Annotated in this window: 23 protein-coding genes, 6 tRNA genes and 3 rRNA genes; 9 read left to right on the top strand and 23 right to left on the bottom strand. The window is 55.2% G+C overall.

Annotated elements, in window-relative coordinates:
* Window positions 1-46: 46 nt before the first annotated feature.
* The 19 genes from rplL to tyrS form a co-directional block, all read right to left on the bottom strand.
* Window positions 47-412: a 50S ribosomal protein L7/L12 gene (rplL, locus tag K1567_RS19320; RefSeq protein ID WP_034101001.1), complete on the bottom strand. Its 366-nt coding sequence runs from the start codon at window positions 410-412 to the stop codon at window positions 47-49.
* Window positions 413-487: 75 nt separating this feature from the next.
* Window positions 488-988, bottom strand: a complete 501-nt coding sequence (rplJ, locus tag K1567_RS19315) for a 50S ribosomal protein L10 (protein WP_034101003.1) — start codon at window positions 986-988, stop codon at window positions 488-490.
* A gap of 198 nt (window positions 989-1,186) precedes the next feature.
* Complete coding sequence (gene rplA / locus K1567_RS19310; RefSeq protein ID WP_003176434.1) at window positions 1,187-1,882, bottom strand: 50S ribosomal protein L1; 696 nt, start codon at window positions 1,880-1,882, stop codon at window positions 1,187-1,189.
* Window positions 1,882-2,313: a 50S ribosomal protein L11 gene (gene rplK / locus K1567_RS19305; protein WP_220698778.1), complete on the bottom strand. Its 432-nt coding sequence runs from the start codon at window positions 2,311-2,313 to the stop codon at window positions 1,882-1,884. The genes rplA and rplK overlap by 1 nt, the downstream gene beginning before the upstream one ends.
* Window positions 2,314-2,430: 117 nt before the next feature.
* Window positions 2,431-2,964 carry a transcription termination/antitermination protein NusG gene (gene nusG, locus K1567_RS19300; RefSeq protein WP_003176436.1) on the bottom strand — a complete coding sequence of 178 codons (534 nt, stop codon included), beginning with the start codon at window positions 2,962-2,964 and terminating at the stop codon, window positions 2,431-2,433.
* A 9-nt stretch (window positions 2,965-2,973) separates the two neighbouring features.
* Window positions 2,974-3,342, bottom strand: a complete 369-nt coding sequence (gene secE / locus K1567_RS19295) for a preprotein translocase subunit SecE (RefSeq protein ID WP_003194658.1) — start codon at window positions 3,340-3,342, stop codon at window positions 2,974-2,976.
* A gap of 45 nt (window positions 3,343-3,387) precedes the next feature.
* Window positions 3,388-3,463: transfer RNA gene (locus K1567_RS19290), tRNA-Trp, on the bottom strand.
* Window positions 3,464-3,623: 160 nt separating this feature from the next.
* A tRNA-Thr gene (locus K1567_RS19285) sits at window positions 3,624-3,699 on the bottom strand.
* A gap of 26 nt (window positions 3,700-3,725) precedes the next feature.
* Window positions 3,726-3,799: transfer RNA gene (locus K1567_RS19280), tRNA-Gly, on the bottom strand.
* A 24-nt stretch (window positions 3,800-3,823) separates the two neighbouring features.
* A tRNA-Tyr gene (locus K1567_RS19275) sits at window positions 3,824-3,908 on the bottom strand.
* 143 nt (window positions 3,909-4,051) lie between these two features.
* Window positions 4,052-4,498: a hypothetical protein gene (locus K1567_RS19270; RefSeq protein ID WP_034101004.1), complete on the bottom strand. Its 447-nt coding sequence runs from the start codon at window positions 4,496-4,498 to the stop codon at window positions 4,052-4,054.
* Window positions 4,499-4,510: 12 nt separating this feature from the next.
* Window positions 4,511-5,260, bottom strand: coding sequence for a pantothenate kinase (locus K1567_RS19265; protein ID WP_169868950.1), 750 nt, complete (start codon window positions 5,258-5,260; stop codon window positions 4,511-4,513).
* Window positions 5,250-6,209 carry a bifunctional biotin--[acetyl-CoA-carboxylase] ligase/biotin operon repressor BirA gene (gene birA, locus K1567_RS19260; protein ID WP_169868951.1) on the bottom strand — a complete coding sequence of 320 codons (960 nt, stop codon included), beginning with the start codon at window positions 6,207-6,209 and terminating at the stop codon, window positions 5,250-5,252. The genes K1567_RS19265 and birA overlap by 11 nt, the downstream gene beginning before the upstream one ends.
* Window positions 6,210-6,373: 164 nt before the next feature.
* A 5S ribosomal RNA gene (rrf, locus tag K1567_RS19255) occupies window positions 6,374-6,489 on the bottom strand.
* A 151-nt stretch (window positions 6,490-6,640) separates the two neighbouring features.
* Window positions 6,641-9,532: ribosomal RNA gene (locus K1567_RS19250) — 23S ribosomal RNA — on the bottom strand.
* A 247-nt stretch (window positions 9,533-9,779) separates the two neighbouring features.
* Window positions 9,780-9,855: transfer RNA gene (locus tag K1567_RS19245), tRNA-Ala, on the bottom strand.
* 30 nt (window positions 9,856-9,885) lie between these two features.
* Window positions 9,886-9,962 (bottom strand) — tRNA-Ile (locus K1567_RS19240).
* Window positions 9,963-10,043: 81 nt separating this feature from the next.
* Window positions 10,044-11,579 (bottom strand): 16S ribosomal RNA (locus tag K1567_RS19235).
* Together the 16S, 23S and 5S rRNA genes with 2 tRNA genes alongside form the textbook arrangement of a ribosomal RNA operon.
* A 553-nt stretch (window positions 11,580-12,132) precedes the next feature.
* Window positions 12,133-13,332, bottom strand: a complete 1,200-nt coding sequence (tyrS, locus tag K1567_RS19230; RefSeq protein ID WP_169868644.1) for a tyrosine--tRNA ligase — start codon at window positions 13,330-13,332, stop codon at window positions 12,133-12,135.
* A 211-nt stretch (window positions 13,333-13,543) separates the two neighbouring features.
* Here tyrS and K1567_RS19225 point away from each other — a divergent pair, with 211 nt between their 5' ends.
* The gene (locus tag K1567_RS19225) at window positions 13,544-14,962 is read left to right on the top strand and encodes a peptidoglycan DD-metalloendopeptidase family protein (RefSeq protein WP_034101027.1); all 1,419 of its coding nucleotides are present in this window, start codon (window positions 13,544-13,546) and stop codon (window positions 14,960-14,962) included.
* A gap of 3 nt (window positions 14,963-14,965) precedes the next feature.
* Window positions 14,966-16,057, top strand: coding sequence for an anhydro-N-acetylmuramic acid kinase (locus tag K1567_RS19220; protein ID WP_169868645.1), 1,092 nt, complete (start codon window positions 14,966-14,968; stop codon window positions 16,055-16,057).
* A gap of 65 nt (window positions 16,058-16,122) precedes the next feature.
* On the opposite strand, the gene erpA is transcribed toward K1567_RS19220, so the two are convergent.
* Complete coding sequence (erpA, locus tag K1567_RS19215) at window positions 16,123-16,473, bottom strand: iron-sulfur cluster insertion protein ErpA (protein ID WP_007906865.1); 351 nt, start codon at window positions 16,471-16,473, stop codon at window positions 16,123-16,125.
* 164 nt (window positions 16,474-16,637) lie between these two features.
* The gene (gene argC, locus K1567_RS19210; RefSeq protein ID WP_169868646.1) at window positions 16,638-17,672 is read right to left on the bottom strand and encodes an N-acetyl-gamma-glutamyl-phosphate reductase; all 1,035 of its coding nucleotides are present in this window, start codon (window positions 17,670-17,672) and stop codon (window positions 16,638-16,640) included.
* A 135-nt stretch (window positions 17,673-17,807) separates the two neighbouring features.
* Here argC and hemJ point away from each other — a divergent pair, with 135 nt between their 5' ends.
* The 6 genes from hemJ to coq7 all read left to right on the top strand — a co-directional run bounded on the left by hemJ (window position 17,808) and on the right by coq7 (window position 22,258).
* Entirely contained in the window at window positions 17,808-18,236 is a 429-nt protein-coding gene (gene hemJ / locus K1567_RS19205) for a protoporphyrinogen oxidase HemJ (RefSeq protein ID WP_034101032.1), read from the top strand.
* Window positions 18,237-18,260: 24 nt separating this feature from the next.
* Window positions 18,261-19,223, top strand: a complete 963-nt coding sequence (locus K1567_RS19200; protein WP_034101034.1) for a nitronate monooxygenase family protein — start codon at window positions 18,261-18,263, stop codon at window positions 19,221-19,223.
* A gap of 71 nt (window positions 19,224-19,294) precedes the next feature.
* Window positions 19,295-20,257 carry a DUF805 domain-containing protein gene (locus tag K1567_RS19195; protein WP_034101035.1) on the top strand — a complete coding sequence of 321 codons (963 nt, stop codon included), beginning with the start codon at window positions 19,295-19,297 and terminating at the stop codon, window positions 20,255-20,257.
* 62 nt (window positions 20,258-20,319) lie between these two features.
* Window positions 20,320-21,108, top strand: coding sequence for an SDR family oxidoreductase (locus K1567_RS19190; protein ID WP_034101036.1), 789 nt, complete (start codon window positions 20,320-20,322; stop codon window positions 21,106-21,108).
* Window positions 21,109-21,154: 46 nt separating this feature from the next.
* On the top strand, window positions 21,155-21,493 hold the full coding sequence (locus K1567_RS19185; protein ID WP_034101037.1) for a histidine triad nucleotide-binding protein: 339 nt from the start codon (window positions 21,155-21,157) through the stop codon (window positions 21,491-21,493).
* A gap of 117 nt (window positions 21,494-21,610) precedes the next feature.
* Entirely contained in the window at window positions 21,611-22,258 is a 648-nt protein-coding gene (coq7, locus tag K1567_RS19180; protein ID WP_083377941.1) for a 2-polyprenyl-3-methyl-6-methoxy-1,4-benzoquinone monooxygenase, read from the top strand.
* Window positions 22,259-22,320: 62 nt separating this feature from the next.
* Here coq7 and K1567_RS19175 read toward each other — a convergent pair whose 3' ends face one another.
* Entirely contained in the window at window positions 22,321-22,743 is a 423-nt protein-coding gene (locus K1567_RS19175; protein ID WP_034101039.1) for an OsmC family protein, read from the bottom strand.
* A 246-nt stretch (window positions 22,744-22,989) separates the two neighbouring features.
* Here K1567_RS19175 and crp point away from each other — a divergent pair, with 246 nt between their 5' ends.
* On the top strand, window positions 22,990-23,634 hold the full coding sequence (gene crp / locus K1567_RS19170) for a cAMP-activated global transcriptional regulator CRP (protein WP_034101041.1): 645 nt from the start codon (window positions 22,990-22,992) through the stop codon (window positions 23,632-23,634).
* On the opposite strand, the gene K1567_RS19165 is transcribed toward crp, so the two are convergent.
* The gene (locus tag K1567_RS19165) at window positions 23,631-24,326 is read right to left on the bottom strand and encodes a lipoyl protein ligase domain-containing protein (RefSeq protein ID WP_034101042.1); all 696 of its coding nucleotides are present in this window, start codon (window positions 24,324-24,326) and stop codon (window positions 23,631-23,633) included. The two genes, crp and K1567_RS19165, sit on opposite strands and share 4 nt — an antisense overlap.
* Window positions 24,327-24,331 lie beyond the last annotated feature (5 nt).

Below are 24,331 nucleotides of genomic sequence, written 5' to 3'. Positions count from 1 at the left end.
ATCAGCCTTCAGCTTAACGCTTGGGCTGGAGATGCAAGGTCGATGCTTACTTCAGCTCGACTTTAGCGCCTGCTTCTTCCAGAGTTGCTTTGGCTTTGTCAGCTGCGTCTTTGGCAACAGCTTCCAGAACCATGGCAGGAGCGCCGTCAACTACAGCCTTGGCTTCTTTCAGGCCCAGACCGGTCAGTTCACGTACTGCCTTGATCACGTTAACTTTCTTCTCGCCAGCTTCGGTCAGCATGACGTTGAATTCGGTTTGCTCTTCAACAACGGCAGCAGCAGCAGCTGGGCCAGCGGAAGCAGCAGCAGCAGTAACACCGAATTTTTCTTCGAAAGCTTTGATCAGCTCAACAACTTCCATTACGGACATGCTGCCAACTGCTTCAAGGATATCGTTCTGAGAGATAGACATGAATCTAATTCCTGATATTGGGGACGGCCTACGCGACCATCGAAAAAAACAAAAAACGCGAGAAGTTGAAGAGCCTTAGGCTGCAGCAGCTTCTTTTTGGTCGCGAATTGCCGCCAGAGTACGAGCCAATTTGCTGGTAGCGCCTTGAATCACGCTCATCAGCTGGGAGATTGCTTCGTCACGGGTCGGCAGAGTTGCCAGCACGTCGATTTGGTTAGCTGCGAGGTACTTGCCCTCGAACGCAGCTGCCTTGATCTCGAACTTATCCTGACCTTTAGCAAACTCTTTGAACAAACGGGCAGCAGCGCCTGGATGTTGGGTGGAGAATGCAATCAAGGTCGGGCCGGTGAACACGTCGTTGAGAACACTGTATTCAGTGTCAGCAACAGCGCGCTTGAGCAGAGTGTTACGTACAACACGTACGTATACGCCAGCTTCACGAGCCTCTTTACGGAGTCCGGTCATAGCGCCTACTGTCACACCACGGGCATCAGCCACGACAGCGGACAGAGCAGCTTTGGCAGCCTCGTTGACTTCAGCGACGATGGCCTTCTTGTCTTCGAGATTAATTGCCACGGGTTTAACTCCTGCTTGTTACCGTTTCATCTGGCCGGAGCCGGATGTCGTTTTGGTGTCTGATTCGGTAAGGAACCGGGAGCACCATCTGCGTAGGCTTGTGGTTTAAGACTTACGTCGCCTACGGTCTTGGATAGCCCCCGCCAGGCAGGGACCCCAATTTTTTAATTGGCGCAATTGCGTGCGCCAATTTGTGTCTTATACGTCCAGCGAACCTTGGTCGATGACCAGACCTGGGCCCATAGTGGTGCTCAGGGTAACGCGCTTGACATAGATGCCTTTCGAAGAAGCTGGCTTGATACGCTTCAGATCCGCGATCAGGGCTTCAACGTTTTCCTTCAGCTTGACGGCGTCGAAACCAACCTTGCCTACGGATGTGTGAATGATGCCGTTTTTGTCGGTGCGATAACGAACCTGACCAGCTTTGGCGTTCTTAACCGCGGTAGCTACATCCGGAGTTACGGTGCCGACTTTTGGGTTAGGCATCAGGCCACGTGGACCCAGAATCTGACCCAACTGACCTACAACACGCATTGCATCAGGAGAAGCGATGACTACGTCGTAGTTCAGGTCGCCGCCTTTCATTTCGGCAGCCAGGTCGTCCATGCCAACGCGATCAGCGCCGGCGGCCAGAGCAGCTTCAGCAGCAGGACCCTGAGTGAAGACAGCTACACGTACAGTCTTGCCAGTGCCGTGTGGCAGCACAGTAGCGCTACGAACGACCTGGTCGGATTTACGTGGGTCAACGCCGAGATTCACAGCAACGTCAACGGACTCGCTGAACTTGACAGTCGACAGCTCGGTCAACAGAGCGGCGGCGTCTACAAAGTTGTAGGACTTGCCTGCTTCGATTTTGCCGGCGATAGCCTTTTGGCGCTTGGTCAGCTTAGCCATTACACACCCTCCACTTTAAGGCCCATGCTACGAGCAGAACCGGCGATGGTACGCACGGCTGCATCCATATCAGCTGCGGTCAGATCAGCGTTTTTGGTTTTCGCGATCTCTTCCAGCTGAGCACGAGTGACGGTGCCAACCTTAACAGTGTTAGGACGAGCGGAGCCGCTGGTCAGGCCAGCAGCTTTCTTCAGCAGAACCGAAGCCGGAGTCGACTTGGTTTCAAAAGTGAAGCTACGGTCGCTGTACACAGTAATGATCACTGGAGTCGGCAGACCTGGTTCAAGACCCTGAGTACGGGCGTTGAAAGCCTTGCAGAATTCCATGATGTTCACGCCGTGCTGACCCAGAGCAGGGCCGACAGGTGGACTAGGATTGGCCTGAGCGGCCTTTACTTGTAGCTTGATGTAAGCGGTAATCTTCTTGGCCATGAGGCACTCCAATTACGGGTTCAGACGCCTCGAAAGGCTCCCCGGTTACTTGCGCGTTTATCCCAGTGACGACAAAACCCCACAGCCTAAGACTGCGGGGTTGGGATTCTTGCTCAGCTAGACCTTCTCGACCTGACTGAACTCCAGCTCTACCGGGGTAGAGCGACCGAAAATGAGCACCGCCACCTGGATCCGGCTCTTTTCGTAGTTAACCTCTTCGACAGTACCGTTAAAATCAGCGAACGGACCATCAGTGACACGAACAACCTCACCCGGCTCGAACAACGTCTTTGGCTTAGGCTTGTCGCTACCATCAGCAACACGACGCAGAATCGCTTCTGCCTCTTTATCAGTAATAGGCGCAGGCTTATCAGCAGTACCGCCGATAAAACCCATGACACGAGGAGTATCCTTGACCAAATGCCAAGTACCCTCATTCATGTCCATCTGAACCAGCACATAGCCAGGGAAGAACTTGCGTTCGCTTTTACGCTTCTGACCATTCCGCATTTCAACCACTTCTTCAGTGGGAACCAGAATTTCGCCGAAGCCATCTTCCATGCCTGCAAGCTTTACGCGCTCCAGCAAAGAGCGCATAACATGCTTCTCGTAACCCGAGTAAGCATGCACAACGTACCAACGCTTAGCCACGGGACACCCTTAGCCAACAATCAAGGAAACAAGCCAACCGAGCAGGGAATCAAGACCCCACAACAGCAACGCCATAACGAGAACGACAGCCACAACAATCAGCGTGGTCTGCGTGGTTTCTTGGCGAGTCGGCCAAACGACTTTACGAATTTCGGTGCGAGCTTCCTTCACCAGGACTGCAAACGACTTACCCTTTGCAGTCTGCAAACCCACAAAGGCAGCAACAGCAGCAAGAGCGAGCAATGCAAGAACTCGATACAGGATCGGCGAAGCAGAATAGTACTGATTGCCAACAACGCCTACGACCACCAAAGCAACTACAGCGAGCCACTTGACTAGATCGAAACGAGAGCTTTGAGCTTCAGCCTTAGGAGTCATCTATGAAGATCCTGTGAAAAGAAAGCCAGACACACCACGTGAATCTGGCAGGTCAGGAGGGAATCGAACCCCCAACCTACGGTTTTGGAGACCGTCGCTCTGCCAATTGAGCTACTGACCTAAAACAAAATCAGGCCGACCATTATGCAGGCCTGAAAAAGACTTTACAACAACCAACCCTACCAAACCTGGAAACACCCGGCAAAACAGCCAAGCAAACACCAGCAAATCAGGGCAGCCGTTAAAACAAAGGCAGATATTTTCATATCTGCCTTGTTATATGGAGCTCTTGAGCGGATTTGAACCGCTGACCTCACCCTTACCAAGGGTGTGCTCTACCAACTGAGCTACAAGAGCAAAACACTTTGCACGACCTACAAACATGGAGCGGGTAGCGGGAATCGAACCCGCATCATCAGCTTGGAAGGCTGAGGTTCTACCACTAAACTATACCCGCGGAGCCTGCAGCTCACGCTAAAAATGGTGGAGGGGGAAGGATTCGAACCTTCGAAGTCGTAGACGTCAGATTTACAGTCTGATCCCTTTGGCCGCTCGGGAACCCCTCCTAAGCGAGCCGGCATTCTACATCATGCCAGCCTTCTGTCAACAACTTTCTCATTTAAAAATATGAGGTTAGCAGCGTCGACCTCCGCTTCACACCGCAAACCTTAAAAGTCTTCACTGCGAAGCGGGCGCCATTCTATTCAAACTATTGGGCAGTTGCAACGCCTTCGCACAACATTATTTTATGTTTTAACTCATTGAATTCCCTAGCAAGGTTTTCAAATGGCAGATCATCAGCCAGGCGCCGGCTTTCAGGGGCAATTCTTAGCCAGTAGCGGGAGGCATCCGCCCCCTTCAACGACTGTACCCGGACCTTTATATCTAAACTAGTGAGGCGCTGCTCCAACGCCAGTGCTTGGCGCTGATCAGCAAATCCACCGATATACAAACAGGCATCCTGCGCCTCAGGCTCCCTGGCCGGATTCCGGCGAACGGCCGCGTCAGAGGACTCGCTGAGCAATCGAATATCCTGGGCTGAGCCACGATATAGATTAAGAGGCGTAACATCCTTGGCGCGCAACGGCGCCTCTTGCTGATGCCAGATGTAATAGAAGACATTCAGAACAAGCAGAAGCAGAAAAAGCCAACGCATAGACAGGACACCTTAAGGCAAGGGACACGCCATCGCCAAACCAACGAAAACCAAGTCTGGGACAAGCCGAGCGCCAGGGACAGCGTCAGCAACTAACTCTGCATCGCCCCCCGTGAGAAACACAGTGAATTCGTCTCCCCAGTAGCTGCGAGCTAGCTCCAGCTGCGTCGACACGAATCCTCTCAACATCAATGTACAACCACGCTCCACAGCCTCCGCGGTTGTACGCCCTGGCGAGAGGCTTTCGTGAGCTCGCTCAGCAGCAATATCGTCATAACGTATCTTGCGCGTATGGGTGCGTAATTGATTCCGCATCAGCGGCATCCCGGGACAGATAAAGCCTCCTATGTGCTCGCCCCCCTTGGAAATGTAATCTGCTGTCGCCGCCGTGCCGAAGTCGAGCACAAGGCAAGCTCGAGATGCTAACTTGAATGCCCCCAGCATTGCCAACCAACGGTCGAGGCCAAGACGCTCGAACTCCTCATAACCATTTTGCACTCCAGCCATTTCTCGCGCAGACGCCGCCACCGAGACAGTAATGCCAAAGACATGCTTGAGAGAATCGATGAGCTTATCGGTCTCCTCTACGGCACGGACACTTACTAGTCGGCAACGCGTCAGAATCAAACCAGGAACCGCAGCCAGACCTTCAATTAAAGCCGCGTCCGATCCGACCACCCCCTCAGCGTAGGTTGATATACTTATAGGCTCGAGAACACGCCATTTGATGAAGCTATTCCCACAGTCCAGCTCAAGAATCATCACGCAACCTCAGGCTTAGCTCACCACCACTGTAGGTTTTTTCGACGCCAGCCACGCTCAAGCGCAAGGCCCCTTGACTATCGATACCCAGCACATGCCCGTGAATTTGGTTGACACCCGCAACGAGAGTGACCGAGCGCCCCTGCCAAAGATGATTCAGCTCCCATTCCTCCTGCAAAGCCACAAAACCAAATTCTTGGTGGGATTTAAGGTAGCGCTGTAGCTGCATCCCAAGCTGAGCAATAAAAATATTACGATTGACAGCCCCCCCTACCTCGAACTGCACGGACGTCCATTGCTGGTCGACACCTGTCACGTCTTGCATATTGACATTGATGCCAATACCCAAGACTACATGACAGATATCCGCGGGATCTCCCACCAGCTCCAGTAAAATGCCGGCAATCTTCTTTCCGTCCACCAGAACGTCGTTCGGCCACTTTAAACCAGCCCTATCCACGCCAAAATCACGCAAAGCCTGCATGACAGCCAAGCCAACCGCGAGGCTAAGCCCCTCTAACTGACGCAGTCCACCATCGATACGCAGCACTAGGCTGTAATAGATATTTTGTGCGAACGGACTCACCCATTTGCGCCCCCGCCGACCTCTCCCCGCCGATTGCCGCTCTGCGAGCACCAAAAAAGGCGCTGAATGGCCAGCCGCAATCAAGCGAAGAGCTTCAGCGTTAGTTGAGTCAATAGATTCTGATATATGGATAGGCCAGGCCAAGAGCGGTGCACGCTTAGCAATGTCTTCAGCATCAAGCAGGTACAGCGGCACCGCCAACTTATACCCTCGCCCTCGAACCTTGTGTATAGGTAGATTCAACTCCGCCTCTAGATTCTGAAGCTGTTTCCACACCGCACTTCGACTCACCCCCAGGGCCGTGCCGAGATCCTCGCCCGAATGAAATCGACCATCTTTAAGAAGCTTCAACAACGTCAACATGCAAGTATCGCCTCACAATGAGGCACGCATGATAGCCATGCGCAAGGTGATTGCATAGAAAGGGAAAAATTTAGCACTGCGATCTGCAAGGGAAATGCTCATGGCTTTTCGACCGCGTAAAACAAAACCCCAACTGCTTTCGCAATTGGGGTTTCGGAATTTAATCTTGACGATGACCTACTCTCACATGGGGAAACCCCACACTACCATCGGCGATGCATCGTTTCACTTCTGAGTTCGGGATGGGATCAGGTGGTTCCAATGCTCTATGGTCGTCAAGAAATTCGGGTACTGACTCGTGACCTTTTGGCCTCGCTTCAGCAAATTGGGTATGTGACAGCTGTCGGTGTTTTGTGAGCATCGAACTTTCGGTTCATTGCGTCTTCACACACCGCAATCTGGCCTTTCGACTCAAATTGCTTGGGTGTTATATGGTCAAGCCTCACGGGCAATTAGTATTGGTTAGCTCAACGCCTCACAGCGCTTACACACCCAACCTATCAACGTCGTAGTCTTCGACGGCCCTTCAGGGAACTCAAGGTTCCAGTGAGATCTCATCTTGAGGCTAGTTTCCCGCTTAGATGCTTTCAGCGGTTATCTATTCCGAACATAGCTACCCGGCAATGCCACTGGCGTGACAACCGGAACACCAGAGGTTCGTCCACTCCGGTCCTCTCGTACTAGGAGCAGCCCCTCTCAAATCTCAAACGTCCACGGCAGATAGGGACCGAACTGTCTCACGACGTTCTAAACCCAGCTCGCGTACCACTTTAAATGGCGAACAGCCATACCCTTGGGACCGGCTTCAGCCCCAGGATGTGATGAGCCGACATCGAGGTGCCAAACACCGCCGTCGATATGAACTCTTGGGCGGTATCAGCCTGTTATCCCCGGAGTACCTTTTATCCGTTGAGCGATGGCCCTTCCATACAGAACCACCGGATCACTAAGACCTACTTTCGTACCTGCTCGACGTGTCTGTCTCGCAGTCAAGCGCGCTTTTGCCTTTATACTCTACGACCGATTTCCGACCGGTCTGAGCGCACCTTCGTACTCCTCCGTTACTCTTTAGGAGGAGACCGCCCCAGTCAAACTACCCACCATACACTGTCCTCGATCCGGATAACGGACCTGAGTTAGAACCTCAAAGTTGCCAGGGTGGTATTTCAAGGATGGCTCCACGCAGACTGGCGTCCACGCTTCAAAGCCTCCCACCTATCCTACACAAGCAAATTCAAAGTCCAGTGCAAAGCTATAGTAAAGGTTCACGGGGTCTTTCCGTCTAGCCGCGGATACACTGCATCTTCACAGCGATTTCAATTTCACTGAGTCTCGGGTGGAGACAGCGCCGCCATCGTTACGCCATTCGTGCAGGTCGGAACTTACCCGACAAGGAATTTCGCTACCTTAGGACCGTTATAGTTACGGCCGCCGTTTACCGGGGCTTCGATCAAGAGCTTCGCGTTAGCTAACCCCATCAATTAACCTTCCGGCACCGGGCAGGCGTCACACCCTATACGTCCACTTTCGTGTTTGCAGAGTGCTGTGTTTTTAATAAACAGTCGCAGCGGCCTGGTATCTTCGACCGGCATGAGCTTACGGAGCAAGTCCTTCACCCTCACCGGCGCACCTTCTCCCGAAGTTACGGTGCCATTTTGCCTAGTTCCTTCACCCGAGTTCTCTCAAGCGCCTTGGTATTCTCTACCCAACCACCTGTGTCGGTTTGGGGTACGGTTCCTGGTTACCTGAAGCTTAGAAGCTTTTCTTGGAAGCATGGCATCAACCACTTCGTGTTCTAAAAGAACACTCGTCATCAGCTCTCGGCCTTAAGATCCCGGATTTACCTAAGATCTCAGCCTACCACCTTAAACTTGGACAACCAACGCCAAGCTGGCCTAGCCTTCTCCGTCCCTCCATCGCAATAACCAGAAGTACAGGAATATTAACCTGTTTTCCATCGACTACGCTTTTCAGCCTCGCCTTAGGGACCGACTAACCCTGCGTCGATTAACGTTGCGCAGGAAACCTTGGTCTTTCGGCGTGGGTGTTTTTCACACCCATTGTCGTTACTCATGTCAGCATTCGCACTTCTGATACCTCCAGCAAGCTTCTCAACTCACCTTCACAGGCTTACAGAACGCTCCTCTACCGCATCACTTACGTGATACCCGTAGCTTCGGTGTATGGTTTGAGCCCCGTTACATCTTCCGCGCAGGCCGACTCGACTAGTGAGCTATTACGCTTTCTTTAAAGGGTGGCTGCTTCTAAGCCAACCTCCTAGCTGTCTAAGCCTTCCCACATCGTTTCCCACTTAACCATAACTTTGGGACCTTAGCTGACGGTCTGGGTTGTTTCCCTTTTCACGACGGACGTTAGCACCCGCCGTGTGTCTCCCATGCTCGGCACTTGTAGGTATTCGGAGTTTGCATCGGTTTGGTAAGTCGGGATGACCCCCTAGCCGAAACAGTGCTCTACCCCCTACAGTGATACATGAGGCGCTACCTAAATAGCTTTCGAGGAGAACCAGCTATCTCCGAGCTTGATTAGCCTTTCACTCCGATCCACAGGTCATCCGCTAACTTTTCAACGGTAGTCGGTTCGGTCCTCCAGTTAGTGTTACCCAACCTTCAACCTGCCCATGGATAGATCGCCCGGTTTCGGGTCTATTCCCAGCGACTAGACGCCCTATTAAGACTCGCTTTCGCTACGCCTCCCCTATTCGGTTAAGCTCGCCACTGAAAATAAGTCGCTGACCCATTATACAAAAGGTACGCAGTCACAGAACAAAGTCTGCTCCCACTGCTTGTACGCATACGGTTTCAGGATCTATTTCACTCCCCTCTCCGGGGTTCTTTTCGCCTTTCCCTCACGGTACTAGTTCACTATCGGTCAGTCAGTAGTATTTAGCCTTGGAGGATGGTCCCCCCATATTCAGACAAAGTTTCTCGTGCTCCGTCCTACTCGATTTCATGACTAAGAGATTTTCGCGTACAGGGCTATCACCCACTATGGCCGCACTTTCCAGAGCGTTCCGCTAATCTCAAAGCCACTTAAGGGCTAGTCCCCGTTCGCTCGCCACTACTAAGGGAATCTCGGTTGATTTCTTTTCCTCAGGGTACTTAGATGTTTCAGTTCCCCTGGTTCGCCTCTTGCACCTATGTATTCAGTACAAGATAACCATCTTATGATGGCTGGGTTCCCCCATTCAGACATCTCCGGATCAAAGTCTGTTTGCCGACTCCCCGAAGCTTTTCGCAGGCTACCACGTCTTTCATCGCCTCTGACTGCCAAGGCATCCACCGTATGCGCTTCTTCACTTGACCATATAACCCCAAGCAATCTGGTTATACTGTGAAGACGACATTCGCCGAAAATTCGAATTTCTCAACTAAGAGAACTCACAAATTTTACCTTAGCCTGATCCGTTACCAGTGAAAGTAACGTTCAGTCTATCTTTCTATCACATACCCAAATTTTTAAAGAACGAACTAGTCAAAGACTAGAAATCAACATTCACCATCGACACGATGGAATGCTCATTTCTAAGCTTTATACAAACAGAAGCAGTAGTGGTGGAGCCAAGCGGGATCGAACCGCTGACCTCCTGCGTGCAAGGCAGGCGCTCTCCCAGCTGAGCTATGGCCCCGTATTTCTACAGGCGTTTCCCACACAAAATTGGTGGGTCTGGGCAGATTCGAACTGCCGACCTCACCCTTATCAGGGGTGCGCTCTAACCAACTGAGCTACAGACCCAATTTCGGGCTGCTTCTTTCGTCTTCTTCAATGAATCAAGCAATTCGTGTGGGAACTTATGGAGCAGCTGATGTCGTCGATTAAGGAGGTGATCCAGCCGCAGGTTCCCCTACGGCTACCTTGTTACGACTTCACCCCAGTCATGAATCACACCGTGGTAACCGTCCCCCGAAGGTTAGACTAGCTACTTCTGGTGCAACCCACTCCCATGGTGTGACGGGCGGTGTGTACAAGGCCCGGGAACGTATTCACCGCGACATTCTGATTCGCGATTACTAGCGATTCCGACTTCACGCAGTCGAGTTGCAGACTGCGATCCGGACTACGATCGGTTTTATGGGATTAGCTCCACCTCGCGGCTTGGCAACCCTCTGTACCGACCATTGTAGCACGTGTGTAGCCCAGGCCGTAAGGGCCATGATGACTTGACGTCATCCCCACCTTCCTCCGGTTTGTCACCGGCAGTCTCCTTAGAGTGCCCACCATTACGTGCTGGTAACTAAGGACAAGGGTTGCGCTCGTTACGGGACTTAACCCAACATCTCACGACACGAGCTGACGACAGCCATGCAGCACCTGTCTCAATGTTCCCGAAGGCACCAATCTATCTCTAGAAAGTTCATTGGATGTCAAGGCCTGGTAAGGTTCTTCGCGTTGCTTCGAATTAAACCACATGCTCCACCGCTTGTGCGGGCCCCCGTCAATTCATTTGAGTTTTAACCTTGCGGCCGTACTCCCCAGGCGGTCAACTTAATGCGTTAGCTGCGCCACTAAGAGCTCAAGGCTCCCAACGGCTAGTTGACATCGTTTACGGCGTGGACTACCAGGGTATCTAATCCTGTTTGCTCCCCACGCTTTCGCACCTCAGTGTCAGTATCAGTCCAGGTGGTCGCCTTCGCCACTGGTGTTCCTTCCTATATCTACGCATTTCACCGCTACACAGGAAATTCCACCACCCTCTACCATACTCTAGTCAGTCAGTTTTGAATGCAGTTCCCAGGTTGAGCCCGGGGATTTCACATCCAACTTAACAAACCACCTACGCGCGCTTTACGCCCAGTAATTCCGATTAACGCTTGCACCCTCTGTATTACCGCGGCTGCTGGCACAGAGTTAGCCGGTGCTTATTCTGTCGGTAACGTCAAAACCATCACGTATTAGGTAACGGCCCTTCCTCCCAACTTAAAGTGCTTTACAATCCGAAGACCTTCTTCACACACGCGGCATGGCTGGATCAGGCTTTCGCCCATTGTCCAATATTCCCCACTGCTGCCTCCCGTAGGAGTCTGGACCGTGTCTCAGTTCCAGTGTGACTGATCATCCTCTCAGACCAGTTACGGATCGTCGCCTTGGTGAGCCATTACCCCACCAACTAGCTAATCCGACCTAGGCTCATCTGATAGCGCAAGGCCCGAAGGTCCCCTGCTTTCTCCCGTAGGACGTATGCGGTATTAGCGTCCGTTTCCGAACGTTATCCCCCACTACCAGGCAGATTCCTAGGCATTACTCACCCGTCCGCCGCTCTCAAGAGAAGCAAGCTTCTCTCTACCGCTCGACTTGCATGTGTTAGGCCTGCCGCCAGCGTTCAATCTGAGCCATGATCAAACTCTTCAGTTCAAACATCTTTGGGTTTTTAATAAACCCTAAACTTGGCTCAGCAATCGTTGGTTACATCTTTGATTTCTCGCGGAGTAACTTGTGATGCTGATAATCTTGTTGACTATCAGTCTGACTCCACAAGCACCCACACGAATTGCTTGATTCAGTTGTTAAAGAGCGGTTGGTTAAGATCTTTCGTCTCAACCGAGGCGCGCATTCTACAGCAGCCTCATTTGCTGTCAAGTGATTATTTTCAGAAGCTTTCGAAGATTTCTTCAACAACTTCAACCACTTGCGCTTCCGATCTCTCGTTAGCGGGAGGCGAATTCTACAGCGTTACACGCTGCTGTCAACACCTCTTTTTCTCCGCTTTCGACCGAGAAGATCGAAACGTTAATAGAGCCAAACAACACCGCTCTACCAACTCCTTCTGGGCTTCGATGAACTGAAGCGATCCGCTGTCGAATCTTGCGTAACTCTTTGTTTACCAAGGAGTTTTCCGTTTCGACTGCGCCGGAAGTGGGGCGAATTATAGACAGATATAATTCGCCGTCAACACTTAATTTCAGGATTAGTCCGATTTGAGCGTAATACGCGCAAATGCCTTCTTGCCAGCCTGGCAAACATGGGTCGCACCCAGCTGATATATAAAGGAGCGATCCACAACCTCACCATCAACTCGCACACCACCCGACCCCAAAAGATCACGCGCAACCGCCGAGTTCTTCACCAAGCCTGCCTTATTAAGGACAGCCGCGATTGGCATTGCCTCAGTCGCAGCCAGCTCGACCTCCGGCAGGTCGTCAGGCAACTCGCCCTCCTTCATACGATTGCCCGCAGCACGATGAGCACTGGCAGCAGCCTCCTCACCATGAAAGCGCGCAACGATCTCTTCGGCCAGCTTGATTTTCACGTCACGAGGGTTGGCCCCTGCTTCAACCTCAGCACGCAGTGCATTAATCTCATCCATCGAGCGGAAGCTCAACAGTTCGAAGTAGCGCCACATCAACGCATCAGGAATCGACACAAGCTTTCCGTACATCACACCCGGTGCTTCCTGGATGCCCACGTAATTGCCCAAGGACTTGGACATCTTCTTAACACCATCCAATCCCTCCAATAGAGGCATGGTCAGAATGCACTGAGCCTCCTGCCCATAAGCGCGCTGCAGCTCGCGCCCCATCAGGAGATTGAACTTCTGATCCGTACCACCCAGCTCAACGTCCGCGCGCAACGCTACCGAGTCGTACCCCTGAACCAGCGGATAGAGGAACTCGTGGATCGCGATCGGCTGATTGGTGGAGTAGCGCTTGTCGAAATCATCGCGCTCCAGCATGCGTGCCACGGTGTACTGGGAGGTCAGACGGATAAAGTCTGCCGGCCCCATCTGATCCATCCAAGTGGAGTTGAAGGCCACTTCGGTCTTGGCTGGGTCGAGAATCTTGAACACTTGGGTTTTGTAGGTCTCGGCATTGTCGAGAACCTGCTCGCGCGTCAACGGAGGGCGCGTCGCGCTCTTGCCACTGGGATCACCAATCATCCCGGTAAAATCACCTATAAGGAAGATCACCTGGTGCCCCAGCTCTTGGAACTGACGTAGCTTATTAATAAGCACGGTGTGCCCTAGGTGCAGATCAGGCGCCGTCGGATCAAAGCCGGCCTTGATACGCAGGGGCTGGCCGCGCTTGAGCTTTTCAATCAGCTCAGCTTCGACCAACAGTTCTTCCGCACCACGTTTTATCAGCGCTAGCTGCTCTTCAACCGACTTCATAACAGACCCGCAAGGCTCAGATTCAAAAGGGAACCAACCATACAAGATCAGGGACTAATTACAAGTTTTGCCCTGCGAACGGACACCGTTCAGCAAGCCCAGCGTTCGCGAGCTTGCGCCACAGATGATTTGGTTATATTTTATACAGTTATTTCATCTTCATCATGTCATTCATCTTTTCCATTTCATCTTTTCAAAGTCAAAATTACTTATGACCACTGAACCGTCTAAAGCGCCGCCGCTTTACCCGAAGACCCACCTGCTCGCCGCAAGTGGTATCGCCGCTCTTCTCAGCCTGGCACTCCTGGTATTCCCTTCCAGTGACGTGGAAGCCAAACGGACGTCTCTGAGCCTTGACTTGGAGACTCCGGCTGAACAACTGACACAAGATCAAGACGCTTCTGACGTTCAACAAGCCACAAATGCTCCCGTCGAATCACCCTTCGCTCAGATAGAAAGCTCTCCCGAGGACACTCAGCAAGCCGCTCAGAGCCAGCCCACGCCGGCTGCAACCCCTGCGAAAAACCCGCAACACCGCGAAGTGATCGTGTCTAAAGGTGACACGCTGTCTACCTTGTTCGAAAAGGTTGGCCTCCCGGCCGCATCCGTAACCGAAGTGCTTGCCAGCGATAAGCAAGCCAAGCAATTCACCCAGCTCAAACGTGGCCAGAAGCTTGAATTCGAACTGACCCCAGATGGCCAACTGAGCAACCTGCACACCAATCTCAGCGACCTGGAAAGCATTACGCTGACCAAGGGCGCCAAAGGCTATGCCTTCAATCGCATCACCACCAAGCCAGTGATGCGCTCCGCCTATGTTCACGGGGTGATCAACAGCTCGCTTTCGCAATCCGCCGCCCGCGCCGGCTTGTCACACAACATGACCATGGATATGGCCAACGTGTTTGGCTACGACATCGACTTTGCCCAGGACATCCGCCAGGGTGATGAATTCGACGTGATCTACGAGCAGAAAGTCGCCAACGGCAAAGTGGTCGGCACCGGCAACATTCTTTCCGCGCGCTTCACCAATCGCGGCAAAACCTACACCGCTGTGCGCTACACCAACAAACAAGGCAACACCAGCTACTACACCGCTGACGGCAACAGCATGCGCAAGGCCTTCATCCGTACCCCGGTAGACTTCGCGCGCATCAGCTCGCGCTTCTCCATGGGTCGTAAACATCCGATCCTGAACAAGATCCGCGCCCACAAAGGTGTCGACTATGCTGCCCCGCGCGGCACGCCGATCAAGGCTGCCGGCGATGGCAAGGTCTTGCTGGCCGGCCGTCGAGGCGGTTATGGCAACACCGTGATCATCCAGCACGGCAACACTTACCGCACGCTATATGGCCACATGCAAGGGTTCGCCAAAGGCGTGACGACTGGCGGCACCGTGAAGCAAGGCCAGGTGATCGGCTATATCGGCACCACCGGCCTATCCACTGGTCCGCACTTGCATTATGAATTCCAGGTCAACGGCGTACACGTCGACCCACTGGGCCAGAAGCTGCCGATGGCCGACCCCATCGCCAAGGCCGAGCGCGCACGCTTCATGCAACAGAGCCAACCGCTGATGGCGCGTATGGATCAGGAGCGCTCTACCTTGCTGGCATCGGCGAAGCGCTAAGCGATGCCGCGCTATATTGGAGTGATGTCCGGAACCAGCCTGGATGGCCTGGACATCGCGCTGATCGAACAAGACTCGGCGATCAAGTTGATCGCCACTCACTACATCCCCATGCCAGATACGCTGCGCACTGAATTATTGAGTCTGTGCGCCAGCGGGCCGGACGAAATTGCCCGCTCGGCCATCGCCCAACAACACTGGGTAGCGCTCGCTGCCCAAGGCATTCATGCCTTGCTGGAGCAGCAGGCGCTCAAACCGACGGACATTCGCGCGATCGGCAGCCACGGCCAGACAATTCGCCACGAGCCTTCCCGCGGCTTTACGGTCCAGATCGGCAACCCAGCACTGCTCACTGAATTGACCGGAATCACCGTCGTCAGCGACTTCCGCAGCCGCGATGTGGCAGCGGGTGGCCAAGGCGCGCCGCTGGTACCGGCCTTCCATGAGGCACTGTTTGGCGAGCGCACTGGCAATCGCGCGGTGTTGAATGTGGGCGGGTTCAGCAACCTCAGCCTGATCGAGACCGACAAGCCCGTCGCGGGCTTCGACTGCGGACCAGGCAACGTACTGCTGGATGCGTGGATTCATTGGCAACGGGGCGAACACTTTGACCGTGATGGTCAGTGGGCCGCCAGCGGGAACGTTCAGCAGCAGTTGCTCAGCACACTGCTCAGCGATCCATTCTTCTTGACCAAGGGTCCGAAAAGCACCGGCCGTGAAGTATTCAATCTGGATTGGCTGCAACAACACCTTGCCCGCCTACCGACGTTCGCTCCCCAAGATGTCCAGGCAACCTTGCTGGAATTGACGTCGCTGACCATCGTCGAGTCTCTGCGAGCAGCACAAAGCCACACTGAAACCCTACTGGTCTGTGGCGGTGGCGCCCATAACACCACACTGATGAACCGCCTGGCCGATCTACTGCCCTCCACTCACGTCAGCACAACCGCTCCATACGGCGTTGACCCGGATTGGGTAGAAGCCATGGCATTTGCGTGGCTGGCACACTGCTGCCTGGAAGATATCCCCGCTAACCGCCCAAGCGTCACCGGCGCGCGCGGGCTGAGAATACTCGGCGCGATCTATCCCGCCTGAACCCCAGACAGCAAAACGCCGCTTGGCCGATCAAAGCCAAGCGGCGTTTTTGTATGCGCTATCGATTAGATCGAGAACGAAGACCCGCAACCACAGGTGGTGGTGGCATTAGGGTTTTTGATCACAAAACGCGACCCTTCCAGACCTTCCTGATAGTCCACCTCAGCGCCAGCCAGGTACTGGAAGCTCATCGGATCGACGACCAGGCTTACACCCTCGCGCTCAACGATGGTGTCGTCATCGGCCACTTCTTCATCGAAGGTAAAACCATATTGAAACCCTGAACAACCGCCGCCCGTAACGAATACGCGCAGCTTCAAGCGATCATTACCCTCTTCATCGACCAGGCTCTTCACCTTGTGCGCAGCACCGTGGGTGAATTGCAAAGCCGTGGGGGTGAAGGATTCAACGCTCATGCTGATAATCTCCCGGCGTCGCGCCGCCATATGCGTAATGGCGGGCATTATCCGCTTCTCCTAGAAAAGCGGTCAACTATTGTTACGGTATATCAATCTGCCCGGCAGGGCTTTAAAACACAAAAGGCCCGATCAACGGGCCTTTTGCAAAGCAACAGACGTCCTTACGGCAACATGCCCGCATGGGACAAGCCCAGCTTCTCATCTAGGCCAAACAAGATGTTCATGTTCTGTACTGCCTGGCCTGACGCGCCTTTGACCAAGTTATCAATCACCGACAGCACCACGACCAAGTCACCGTACTGCGGACGATGCACGGCGATCCGACACACATTGGCACCACGTACGCTGCGGGTTTCCGGATGGCTGCCGGCTGGCATTACGTCGACGAACGGCTCATTGGCATAGCGTTTTTCAAACAGTGCCTGCAGGTCTACCGAACGATCGGTCACGGTCGCGTAGAGCGTGGAGTGGATACCACGGATCATGGGGGTCAAGTGCGGCACGAAGGTCAGCCCCACGTCCTTACCGGCGGCACGACGCAGACCCTGACGGATTTCCGGCAAGTGACGATGCCCTTTTACCGCGTAGGCCTTCATGCTTTCCGACGTTTCGGAGTACAAAGAACCCACCGCGGCGCCGCGCCCCGCGCCACTGACACCTGATTTGCAATCAGCGATCAGGCGCGACGCATCCGCTAGGCCGGCTTCGAGCAACGGCAGGAACCCCAACTGAGTTGCGGTTGGATAGCAACCCGGCACGGCGATCAGACGCGCCTGCTTGATCTGCTCACGATTGACTTCCGGCAGACCGTATACCGCCTCTTCCAACAACTGCGGTGCGCCGTGAGGCTGACCGTACCACTTGGCCCATTCGTCGGCGTCCTGCAGACGGAAGTCCGCCGACAGATCGATGACCTTGGTTCCGGCAGCCAGCAACTCGCCGGCCAGTGCATGGGCGACGCCGTGGGGGGTGGCGAAAAAAACCACATCGCAGGCGCCCAAGGTTTGGGTGTCCGGGACGCTGAACGCCAGGCCGTCGTAATGGCCGCGCAGGTTCGGGTACATATCCGCCACAGCCAGGCCCGCCTCGGATCGGGAGGTGATGACCACCACCTCAGCTTGCGGATGCTGAGCCAACAGACGCAGCAATTCGACACCGGTGTAACCCGTGCCGCCGACGATACCGACCTTGACCATAAACCTGCCCTCAACGAACCCACTGGAAAGCCGTCGATAATAGGGGCCGCATCGATCTGCGACAACCGCCAACGTGACGTATGGACGCATCTGCCACTACTATCCTCGCTACCGTGAACCTGGGAATAACTAAAAATGCTCTATCTATGGGTCAAAGCCTTCCACATCGTCAGCATCGTCTGCTGGTTTGCAGCGCTGTTCTACCTGCCACGCCTGTTCGTCTACCACGCTCAAAGCGAGGACACCATCAGCAAGGAACGCTTCAGCATCATGGAGCGCAAGCTGTACCGCGGTATCATGAATCCGGCGATGCTTGCCAGCCTTGTCTTCGGCATCTGGCTGATTGCGCTGAACCCCGGCATCTTCAGCACGGGCGGCTGGATTCACGCCAAGCTGACCCTGGTCGTGCTGCTGATCGGTTACCACCATATGTGCGGCGCTCAGGTAAAACGTTTTGCCCGTGGCGAAAACACCCGCAGCCATGTCTTTTATCGCTGGTTCAATGAAGTTCCAGTTCTGATATTGCTGGCTGTCGTAATTTTGGTGGTGGTCAAACCGTTCTAACGTCAATCAATCGGGGTACATCCAATGTCGCTGCCCGCTCTGCTCGAACAACGTCTGCGCCTACCCGTGGTGGCTGCGCCGATGTTTCTGATTTCCAACCCACAGCTGGTCCTGGCGTGTTGCCGCAACGGGATCGTCGGCAGCTTTCCGGCGCTCAACCAGCGTGAAAGCAGCGGTTTCAAAGCCTGGCTGGAAGAAATCGAAGCGGGTCTGGCGCAGTTGGATAGCCCCGCGCCCTATGCCGTCAACCTGATCGTGCATGGCAGCAACCCACGCCTTGAGGCCGACTTGGCGATCTGCGTCGCGCACAAAGTGCCGATCGTCATCACCAGCCTCGGCGCGGTCAAAGAGGTGGTGGACGCGGTGCACAGCTACGGCGGCCTGGTGTTTCATGACGTCACTACCCGGCGGCACGCCGAAAAAGCCGCCGAAGCCGGCGTGGATGGCCTGATCGCCGTGGCCGCCGGCGCCGGTGGTCATGCCGGGACCTGGAGCCCGTTCGCGCTGATCGCCGAGATCCGTCAATTCTTCGATAAAACCGTACTGCTGGCAGGCTGCCTCAACCACGGGCATGAGATTCTCGCTGCTCAAATCATGGGCGCAGACCTGGCCTATCTGGGCACCCGTTTTATCGGCACCACCGAAAGCCACGCTCCGGATGCGTATAAAGAGATGCTGCTCACATCGCGCGCCGCTGACATCGTGCACACTCCCGCTGTCTCCGGCGTGCCTGCAAGCTTTATGCGCCAGAGCCTGGAAAACGCCGGTTTCGACTTAAATGCGTTGCAAGGCAAAGGTGAAGTCAACTTTGGCTCCAAGCTCAAACCGTTGAACGACGAAGCCAAGGCCTGGAAGACTGTTTGGTCCGCCGGCCAAGGTGTCGGTGAGATTGATGATTTACCCAGCGTCGATGAACTCGTTGCCCGCCTGAATGCCGAATACCGCGAGGCGCAAACACAGGCGACACAGTTACACTGGCCACGCTGAACAACCCTGCAAGGCCCGCGAATTGGCACGGGCCTGCACTCCCCTAATGTTTGAATGACAAGGATGCCCGCATGAGCGACAACCGTTTCAAGATTGTGTTTGATGGAGCCTTGCTCCCGGGTGTCGAAAGCACCACGGCCAAGCTGAACCTGGCCGAATTGTTCAAAAGTGACGTAGAGGCCATCGAAAAACTCTTCACCGGCCGCACCGTCGCGCTCAAACGCGACCTGTCCCGGCCAGACGCCGAAACCTACCTGACCGCGCTGAAAAACGCCGGGGTCGATGCACGCATCGAAGCCGAGCAGCCGGTGGCTTTCAGTCTCGCCGAAACCCACGAAACGGATTCCGGCTCCACCGATTTCTCCAGCCCCGCCGCATCACCGTACGCGCCGCCACGGGCTGCCGTGGGTGACAACCTGCCGGAATATGCCACCCTCAAAGTGTTCACCATCAATGGGCGCATCGGTCGCCTACGGTACCTGGCATGGACGCTGGTACTTACCGTCGCAATGCTTGTGGCAGCCGGCATCCTGAGCACCGTGGGTTTTGCTGTGGCGACTGCCTCGCCGACCATCGCCATCATCCTCGGCTCGCTGCTGGGTTTCGCACTGTTCGTGGCGCTGGTCGTCGTGAGCGTGCAGATCGGCGTGCAGCGCTTGCACGACCTGGGCTGGTCCGGCTGGTTGTATTTGCTTAACCTCGTTCCGCTGGTCAACAGCATTTTCCCGTTGCTACTGCTGGTATTGCCGGGTAACACAGGCGCCAACCAGTACGGCGCGCCTCCGCCGCGCAACTCCACCGCGGTCAAAGTCCTGGCTTCGCTGTGGCTGGCCTTTATCCCTTTGATGTTGATCATCGTGGTCGGCCTTGGGATGAACGGCTATCTCGATCAACTCGAAAGCAACGTGGACAGCAGCTACGAAAGCAGCTCCATGACATACGACGAGGACGCCGACCAGAGCGGTACCGTCGAGGAAGAAGACACGCAAAGTGCTGACGAAGCGGCCGACCCTGTAGACTCTCCAGATCAGTAAAGAAACGCCCCGTGTCGGTGATGCCCCAATCACCGGCACGGGACGTTGCGATGGAGAAACGCATGACCCGTTACGCTCTGATCACCGGTGCCTCCAGTGGCATTGGCCTGGCTTTGGCCGAAGCATTGGCCCGTCGCGGTCGCAGCTTGATTCTGGTGGCCCGCCAGCGTGATCAGTTGGAAAGCATTGCAATCGAATTGACTCAACGCTTTGGCGTAGAGGTGCTGTTTCGCGCCTGTGACCTGGGCGAGCCGCTACGTTTATCCGGGTTTCTGCTGGAGCTTGAAGAAGGCGAGCGGCAGATCGATCTGCTGGTGAACTGCGCCGGCATCGGTACCAGCGGGCCGTTTCTGGCTCAGGACTGGATGACCGAGCAGGATCTGATCGAAGTCAACATCCTAGCCCTGACCCGCATGTGTCATGCCTTGGGGAATGCCATGGCGTTACAGGGCGGCGGGCAGATTCTCAACGTCGCCTCGATTGCGGCTTTTCAGCCAGGCCCGTGGATGAGCAGTTATTACGCCAGCAAGGCGTATGTGCTGCATTTTTCCGAGGGCCTGCGCGAAGAGCTGAAAAGCTGCGGCATCAAGGTCTCGGTGCTGTGCCCGGGGCCGACGCGCACCGCGTTTTTCGGCACGGCAAACATGGACGCCGCCAAGCTCGAACGCAGTGACCAGTTGATGAGCCCGGAGGAAGTGGCGCTCTACACCGTACGCGCGCTGGAAAAGAACAAAGCCATCATTATTCCCGGGCGACGCAACCGCTGGCTGGCATTCAGCCCTCGATTCAGCCCGCGCTGGCTGACCCGCAAGATCGCCGGCGCAATCAATAAGGCCTATTGCCCCCGCTGAGCGCCTGAGTACACTCAACCTGCCTTTTCATCATGGAGAAACCGCTGTGGATACTCTGTTCACCAAGATCATCAACAGAGAAATACCCGCGAAGATCATCTACGAAGATGATCAAGTCCTCGCTTTCCACGACATCGCCCCGCAGGCACCGGTGCATTTTCTGGTGATTCCGAAAAAGCCTATCCGTACGTTGAACGACCTCACCGAGGCCGATAAAGGTCTGGCCGGCCATATCCTGTTCACTGCCCAGCGCCTGGCCCTGGAGCTGGGTTGCGAAGAAGGTTTCCGCGTGGTCATGAATTGCAATGAGATGGGCGGACAAACCGTTTATCACATCCATATGCACGTCCTGGGTCAGCGCCAGATGAACTGGCCGCCGGGCTGATCGCCCGATAAGCCGGGGTCAGGTCTCAAGGCTGCGACCCCATGCCCTTGACGCAGCGCAAACGCGCCCCTCTCTCTTGCGGTAAACTGGCCGCCGAGATTCTTCCCGGAGGTCAGCATGACTACCCAACGTCACTACTCGCCGATTGACCGTCTGTTGCTGCAAGCCGATACGGCCATGCGCACGCTGCTGCCCTTCAGCGGCCAACCTTACCGCCCATCGCCCGCCCTGCTGCAGCCCGATGTGCAGATGAACGAGGCCGACACCCGTCACGTCGCCGGTTTGATGCGCATCAACCATACCGGCGAAGTGTGTGCCCAGGCGCTGTATCAGGGCCAGGCCCTGACCGCCAAGCTGCCGCAAGTGCGCGCGGCCATGGAGCATGCGGCAGAGGAAGAAATCGACCACCTGGCGTGGTGCGAACAGCGCATCCGTCAATTGGGCAGCCACCCGAGCGTGCTGAACCCGCTGTTCTACGGGTTATCGTTTGGCATTGGCGCCGTGGCGGGCCTGGTCAGCGACAAGGTCAGCCTCGGTTTCGTCGCGGCCACGGAACATCAGGTGTGCAAGCACCTGGACGAGCATCTGGAACAACTGCCCAGTGAAGACGACAAGTCCCGCGCCATTCTTGAACAGATGCGCGTCGACGAAGAACACCACGCCGAAAGCGCACTGGACGCGGGCGGCTTCCGCTTCCCGGCACCGGTACGCTTCGGCATGAGCCTGCTGGCCAAGGTCATGACCAAAAGCACGTACCGCATCTGACCCAAACGGCAGACGCAAAAAAGGGCGCTTTCAAAGCGCCCTTTTCTTTGGTCGACGGGTTATCAACCCAACTCGACGATCTCGTAATCATGGGTAATGGCCACACCGGCCGCGCCCAACATGATCGACGCCGAGCAGTATTTTTCGGCCGACAATTCGATGGCACGTTTGACCTGAGCCTCTTTCAACCCCCGGCCTTTGACCACGAAGTGCATATGGATCTTGGTGAAGACCTTCGGATCTTCGCTGGCGCGCTCGGCGTCCAGGAAGGCTTCGCAGCTTTCTACGGCCTGACGGGATTTTTTCAGGATGCTGACCACATCGAAATTGCTGCAACCACCTACACCCAGCAGGAGCATTTCCATCGGGCGTACACCCAGGTTACGGCCACCGGCTTCCGGCGGGCCATCCATGACCACCACATGGCCACTGCCCGACTCACCGAGGAACATGGCTTCGCCCGCCCATTGGATGCGTGCCTTCATCGCCCAGACTCCACTGCTTAAAAAGGGCCGCCAGCTTAGCACAGGGGCCGATCACGGCAGTGCATCCCATGAAAGTGAATCGATAACAGGGTTTGCTCGGTAAATTCCCTAATCGAGTCAGAATGTGTCTGTTAAGCTGGCGTCAAATCGATGGCTCATTGCCACACTTTATCCAGCTTGTCTCTGTGCCGATACGCTGCATACAACAACGCCAACCCCTTTGCGACGCCTTTTCGGGATACAACCATGGTTGCCCTTACTCCCATACCCAAGATCAAGAACATCGACAAGTTGCTGATGCACTGCCAACGCCGACGTTATCCGGCCAAGCACAACATCATCTGTGCCGGCGAGCGTTCCGAAACGCTGTTCTTTATCGTCAAGGGTTCCGTCACCATCCTGATCGAGGATGAAGATGGCCGGGAAATGATCATTGCCTACCTCAACACCGGGGACTTTTTCGGCGAACTGGGCCTGTTCGAACAAGCCGGCAAGGAACAGGAACGCAGCGCCTGGGTGCGCGCGAAGGTGGAATGCGACGTGGCGGAGATCAGTTACGCTAAATTCCGCGAACTGGCGCAACACGATCCCGATATTCTTTACGCCCTCAGCGGCCAGATTGCCCAACGCCTGCGCGACACCACGCGCAAGGTCGGCGACTTGGCGTTCTTCGACGTCACCGGGCGCGTGGCCCGTTGCCTGCTGGAGTTGTGCAAGCAGCCGGATGCCATGACCCACCCCGATGGCATGCAGATTAAAGTCACGCGCCAGGAAATCGGGCGCATTGTCGGTTGTTCAAGGGAAATGGTCGGTCGCGTACTCAAGGACTTGGAAGAACGCAACCTGGTGCACGTTAAAGGCAAGACGATGGTGGTGTTCGGCACTCGCTAGACAGGCATAAAGCTGGCCAGCATCTGACGGTACAGCGTATCCAATCGACTAATGGCATCCGGCGCAGGGAACGCCTCATGCAAGGCGATGTGACGGTCGGCACGAACTCGCTGCTCCAGACCACAGGCTTGGTTGAAGCGATTGACCGCCGCGATCAGTTCTTCGCGATCGTTTTCCAGTAACAACGCCCCATGCACCAACCCTACCGGGCGGCCGCCGCTCTGACGCCACCGTTGGGCGGTGCCGACCATTTTGCGGCCATTGAGGTTGACGTTGTAACGACCGTCGCAGAAGGCACCTTCGATTTCCCCGACGGAGGCGTCGCCGCCCAACTCCATCAACAGATCGCAGATCGGCTGGCACAAACGCTGGTAACCGGTCTCGATGCGATTCTGATCGCCTTCGCTACGTGGCGGTGCATAGACCAGCGCAATGTTGACCGTAGCGCTGGACTGCGGCACCGGTTCGCCGCCAGTTTCGCGCAAGAGCACCGGCCAACCGGCATCCGCAGACACGCGACTGGCGACATCGAAAGCAGGCAATCTGCTCAAGCGGCGTGGCATCACCAATGCCTGATCGCTGGGCTGCCAGAACAACAACCCAAACGGCTGCTCACCCGCGCAAACGGCGGCCAATAAGGCTTGCTCCGCGGCAAGACCTGATTCAACACGCATCGACACTGGCTGGATCAACGAGC

It is taken from the genome of Pseudomonas sp. S5F11, assembly GCF_019641515.1.
GTDB classification, from domain to species: domain Bacteria; phylum Pseudomonadota; class Gammaproteobacteria; order Pseudomonadales; family Pseudomonadaceae; genus Aquipseudomonas; species Aquipseudomonas rhodesiae.
The sequence above is the reverse complement of the archived record's forward strand: the minus strand, read 5'-3'. Positions and strand labels throughout refer to the sequence as shown.

What these genes read in the sequence shown, in the direction of transcription:
- rplL (WP_034101001.1), bottom strand. Translation starts at nt 412, where the DNA reads ATGTCTATCTCTCAGAACGATATCCTTGAAGCAGTTGGCAGCATGTCC.
- rplA (WP_003176434.1), bottom strand. Translation starts at nt 1,882, where the DNA reads ATGGCTAAGCTGACCAAGCGCCAAAAGGCTATCGCCGGCAAAATCGAA.
- rplK (WP_220698778.1), bottom strand. Translation starts at nt 2,313, where the DNA reads ATGGCCAAGAAGATTACCGCTTACATCAAGCTACAAGTAAAGGCCGCT.
- secE (WP_003194658.1), bottom strand. Translation starts at nt 3,342, where the DNA reads ATGACTCCTAAGGCTGAAGCTCAAAGCTCTCGTTTCGATCTAGTCAAG.
- K1567_RS19270 (WP_034101004.1), bottom strand. Translation starts at nt 4,498, where the DNA reads ATGCGTTGGCTTTTTCTGCTTCTGCTTGTTCTGAATGTCTTCTATTAC.
- K1567_RS19265 (WP_169868950.1), bottom strand. Translation starts at nt 5,260, where the DNA reads ATGATTCTTGAGCTGGACTGTGGGAATAGCTTCATCAAATGGCGTGTT.
- birA (WP_169868951.1), bottom strand. Translation starts at nt 6,209, where the DNA reads ATGTTGACGTTGTTGAAGCTTCTTAAAGATGGTCGATTTCATTCGGGC.
- tyrS (WP_169868644.1), bottom strand. Translation starts at nt 13,332, where the DNA reads ATGAAGTCGGTTGAAGAGCAGCTAGCGCTGATAAAACGTGGTGCGGAA.
- K1567_RS19225 (WP_034101027.1), top strand. Translation starts at nt 13,544, where the DNA reads ATGACCACTGAACCGTCTAAAGCGCCGCCGCTTTACCCGAAGACCCAC.
- K1567_RS19220 (WP_169868645.1), top strand. Translation starts at nt 14,966, where the DNA reads ATGCCGCGCTATATTGGAGTGATGTCCGGAACCAGCCTGGATGGCCTG.
- erpA (WP_007906865.1), bottom strand. Translation starts at nt 16,473, where the DNA reads ATGAGCGTTGAATCCTTCACCCCCACGGCTTTGCAATTCACCCACGGT.
- argC (WP_169868646.1), bottom strand. Translation starts at nt 17,672, where the DNA reads ATGGTCAAGGTCGGTATCGTCGGCGGCACGGGTTACACCGGTGTCGAA.
- hemJ (WP_034101032.1), top strand. Translation starts at nt 17,808, where the DNA reads ATGCTCTATCTATGGGTCAAAGCCTTCCACATCGTCAGCATCGTCTGC.
- K1567_RS19200 (WP_034101034.1), top strand. Translation starts at nt 18,261, where the DNA reads ATGTCGCTGCCCGCTCTGCTCGAACAACGTCTGCGCCTACCCGTGGTG.
- K1567_RS19195 (WP_034101035.1), top strand. Translation starts at nt 19,295, where the DNA reads ATGAGCGACAACCGTTTCAAGATTGTGTTTGATGGAGCCTTGCTCCCG.
- K1567_RS19190 (WP_034101036.1), top strand. Translation starts at nt 20,320, where the DNA reads ATGACCCGTTACGCTCTGATCACCGGTGCCTCCAGTGGCATTGGCCTG.
- coq7 (WP_083377941.1), top strand. Translation starts at nt 21,611, where the DNA reads ATGACTACCCAACGTCACTACTCGCCGATTGACCGTCTGTTGCTGCAA.
- K1567_RS19175 (WP_034101039.1), bottom strand. Translation starts at nt 22,743, where the DNA reads ATGAAGGCACGCATCCAATGGGCGGGCGAAGCCATGTTCCTCGGTGAG.
- crp (WP_034101041.1), top strand. Translation starts at nt 22,990, where the DNA reads ATGGTTGCCCTTACTCCCATACCCAAGATCAAGAACATCGACAAGTTG.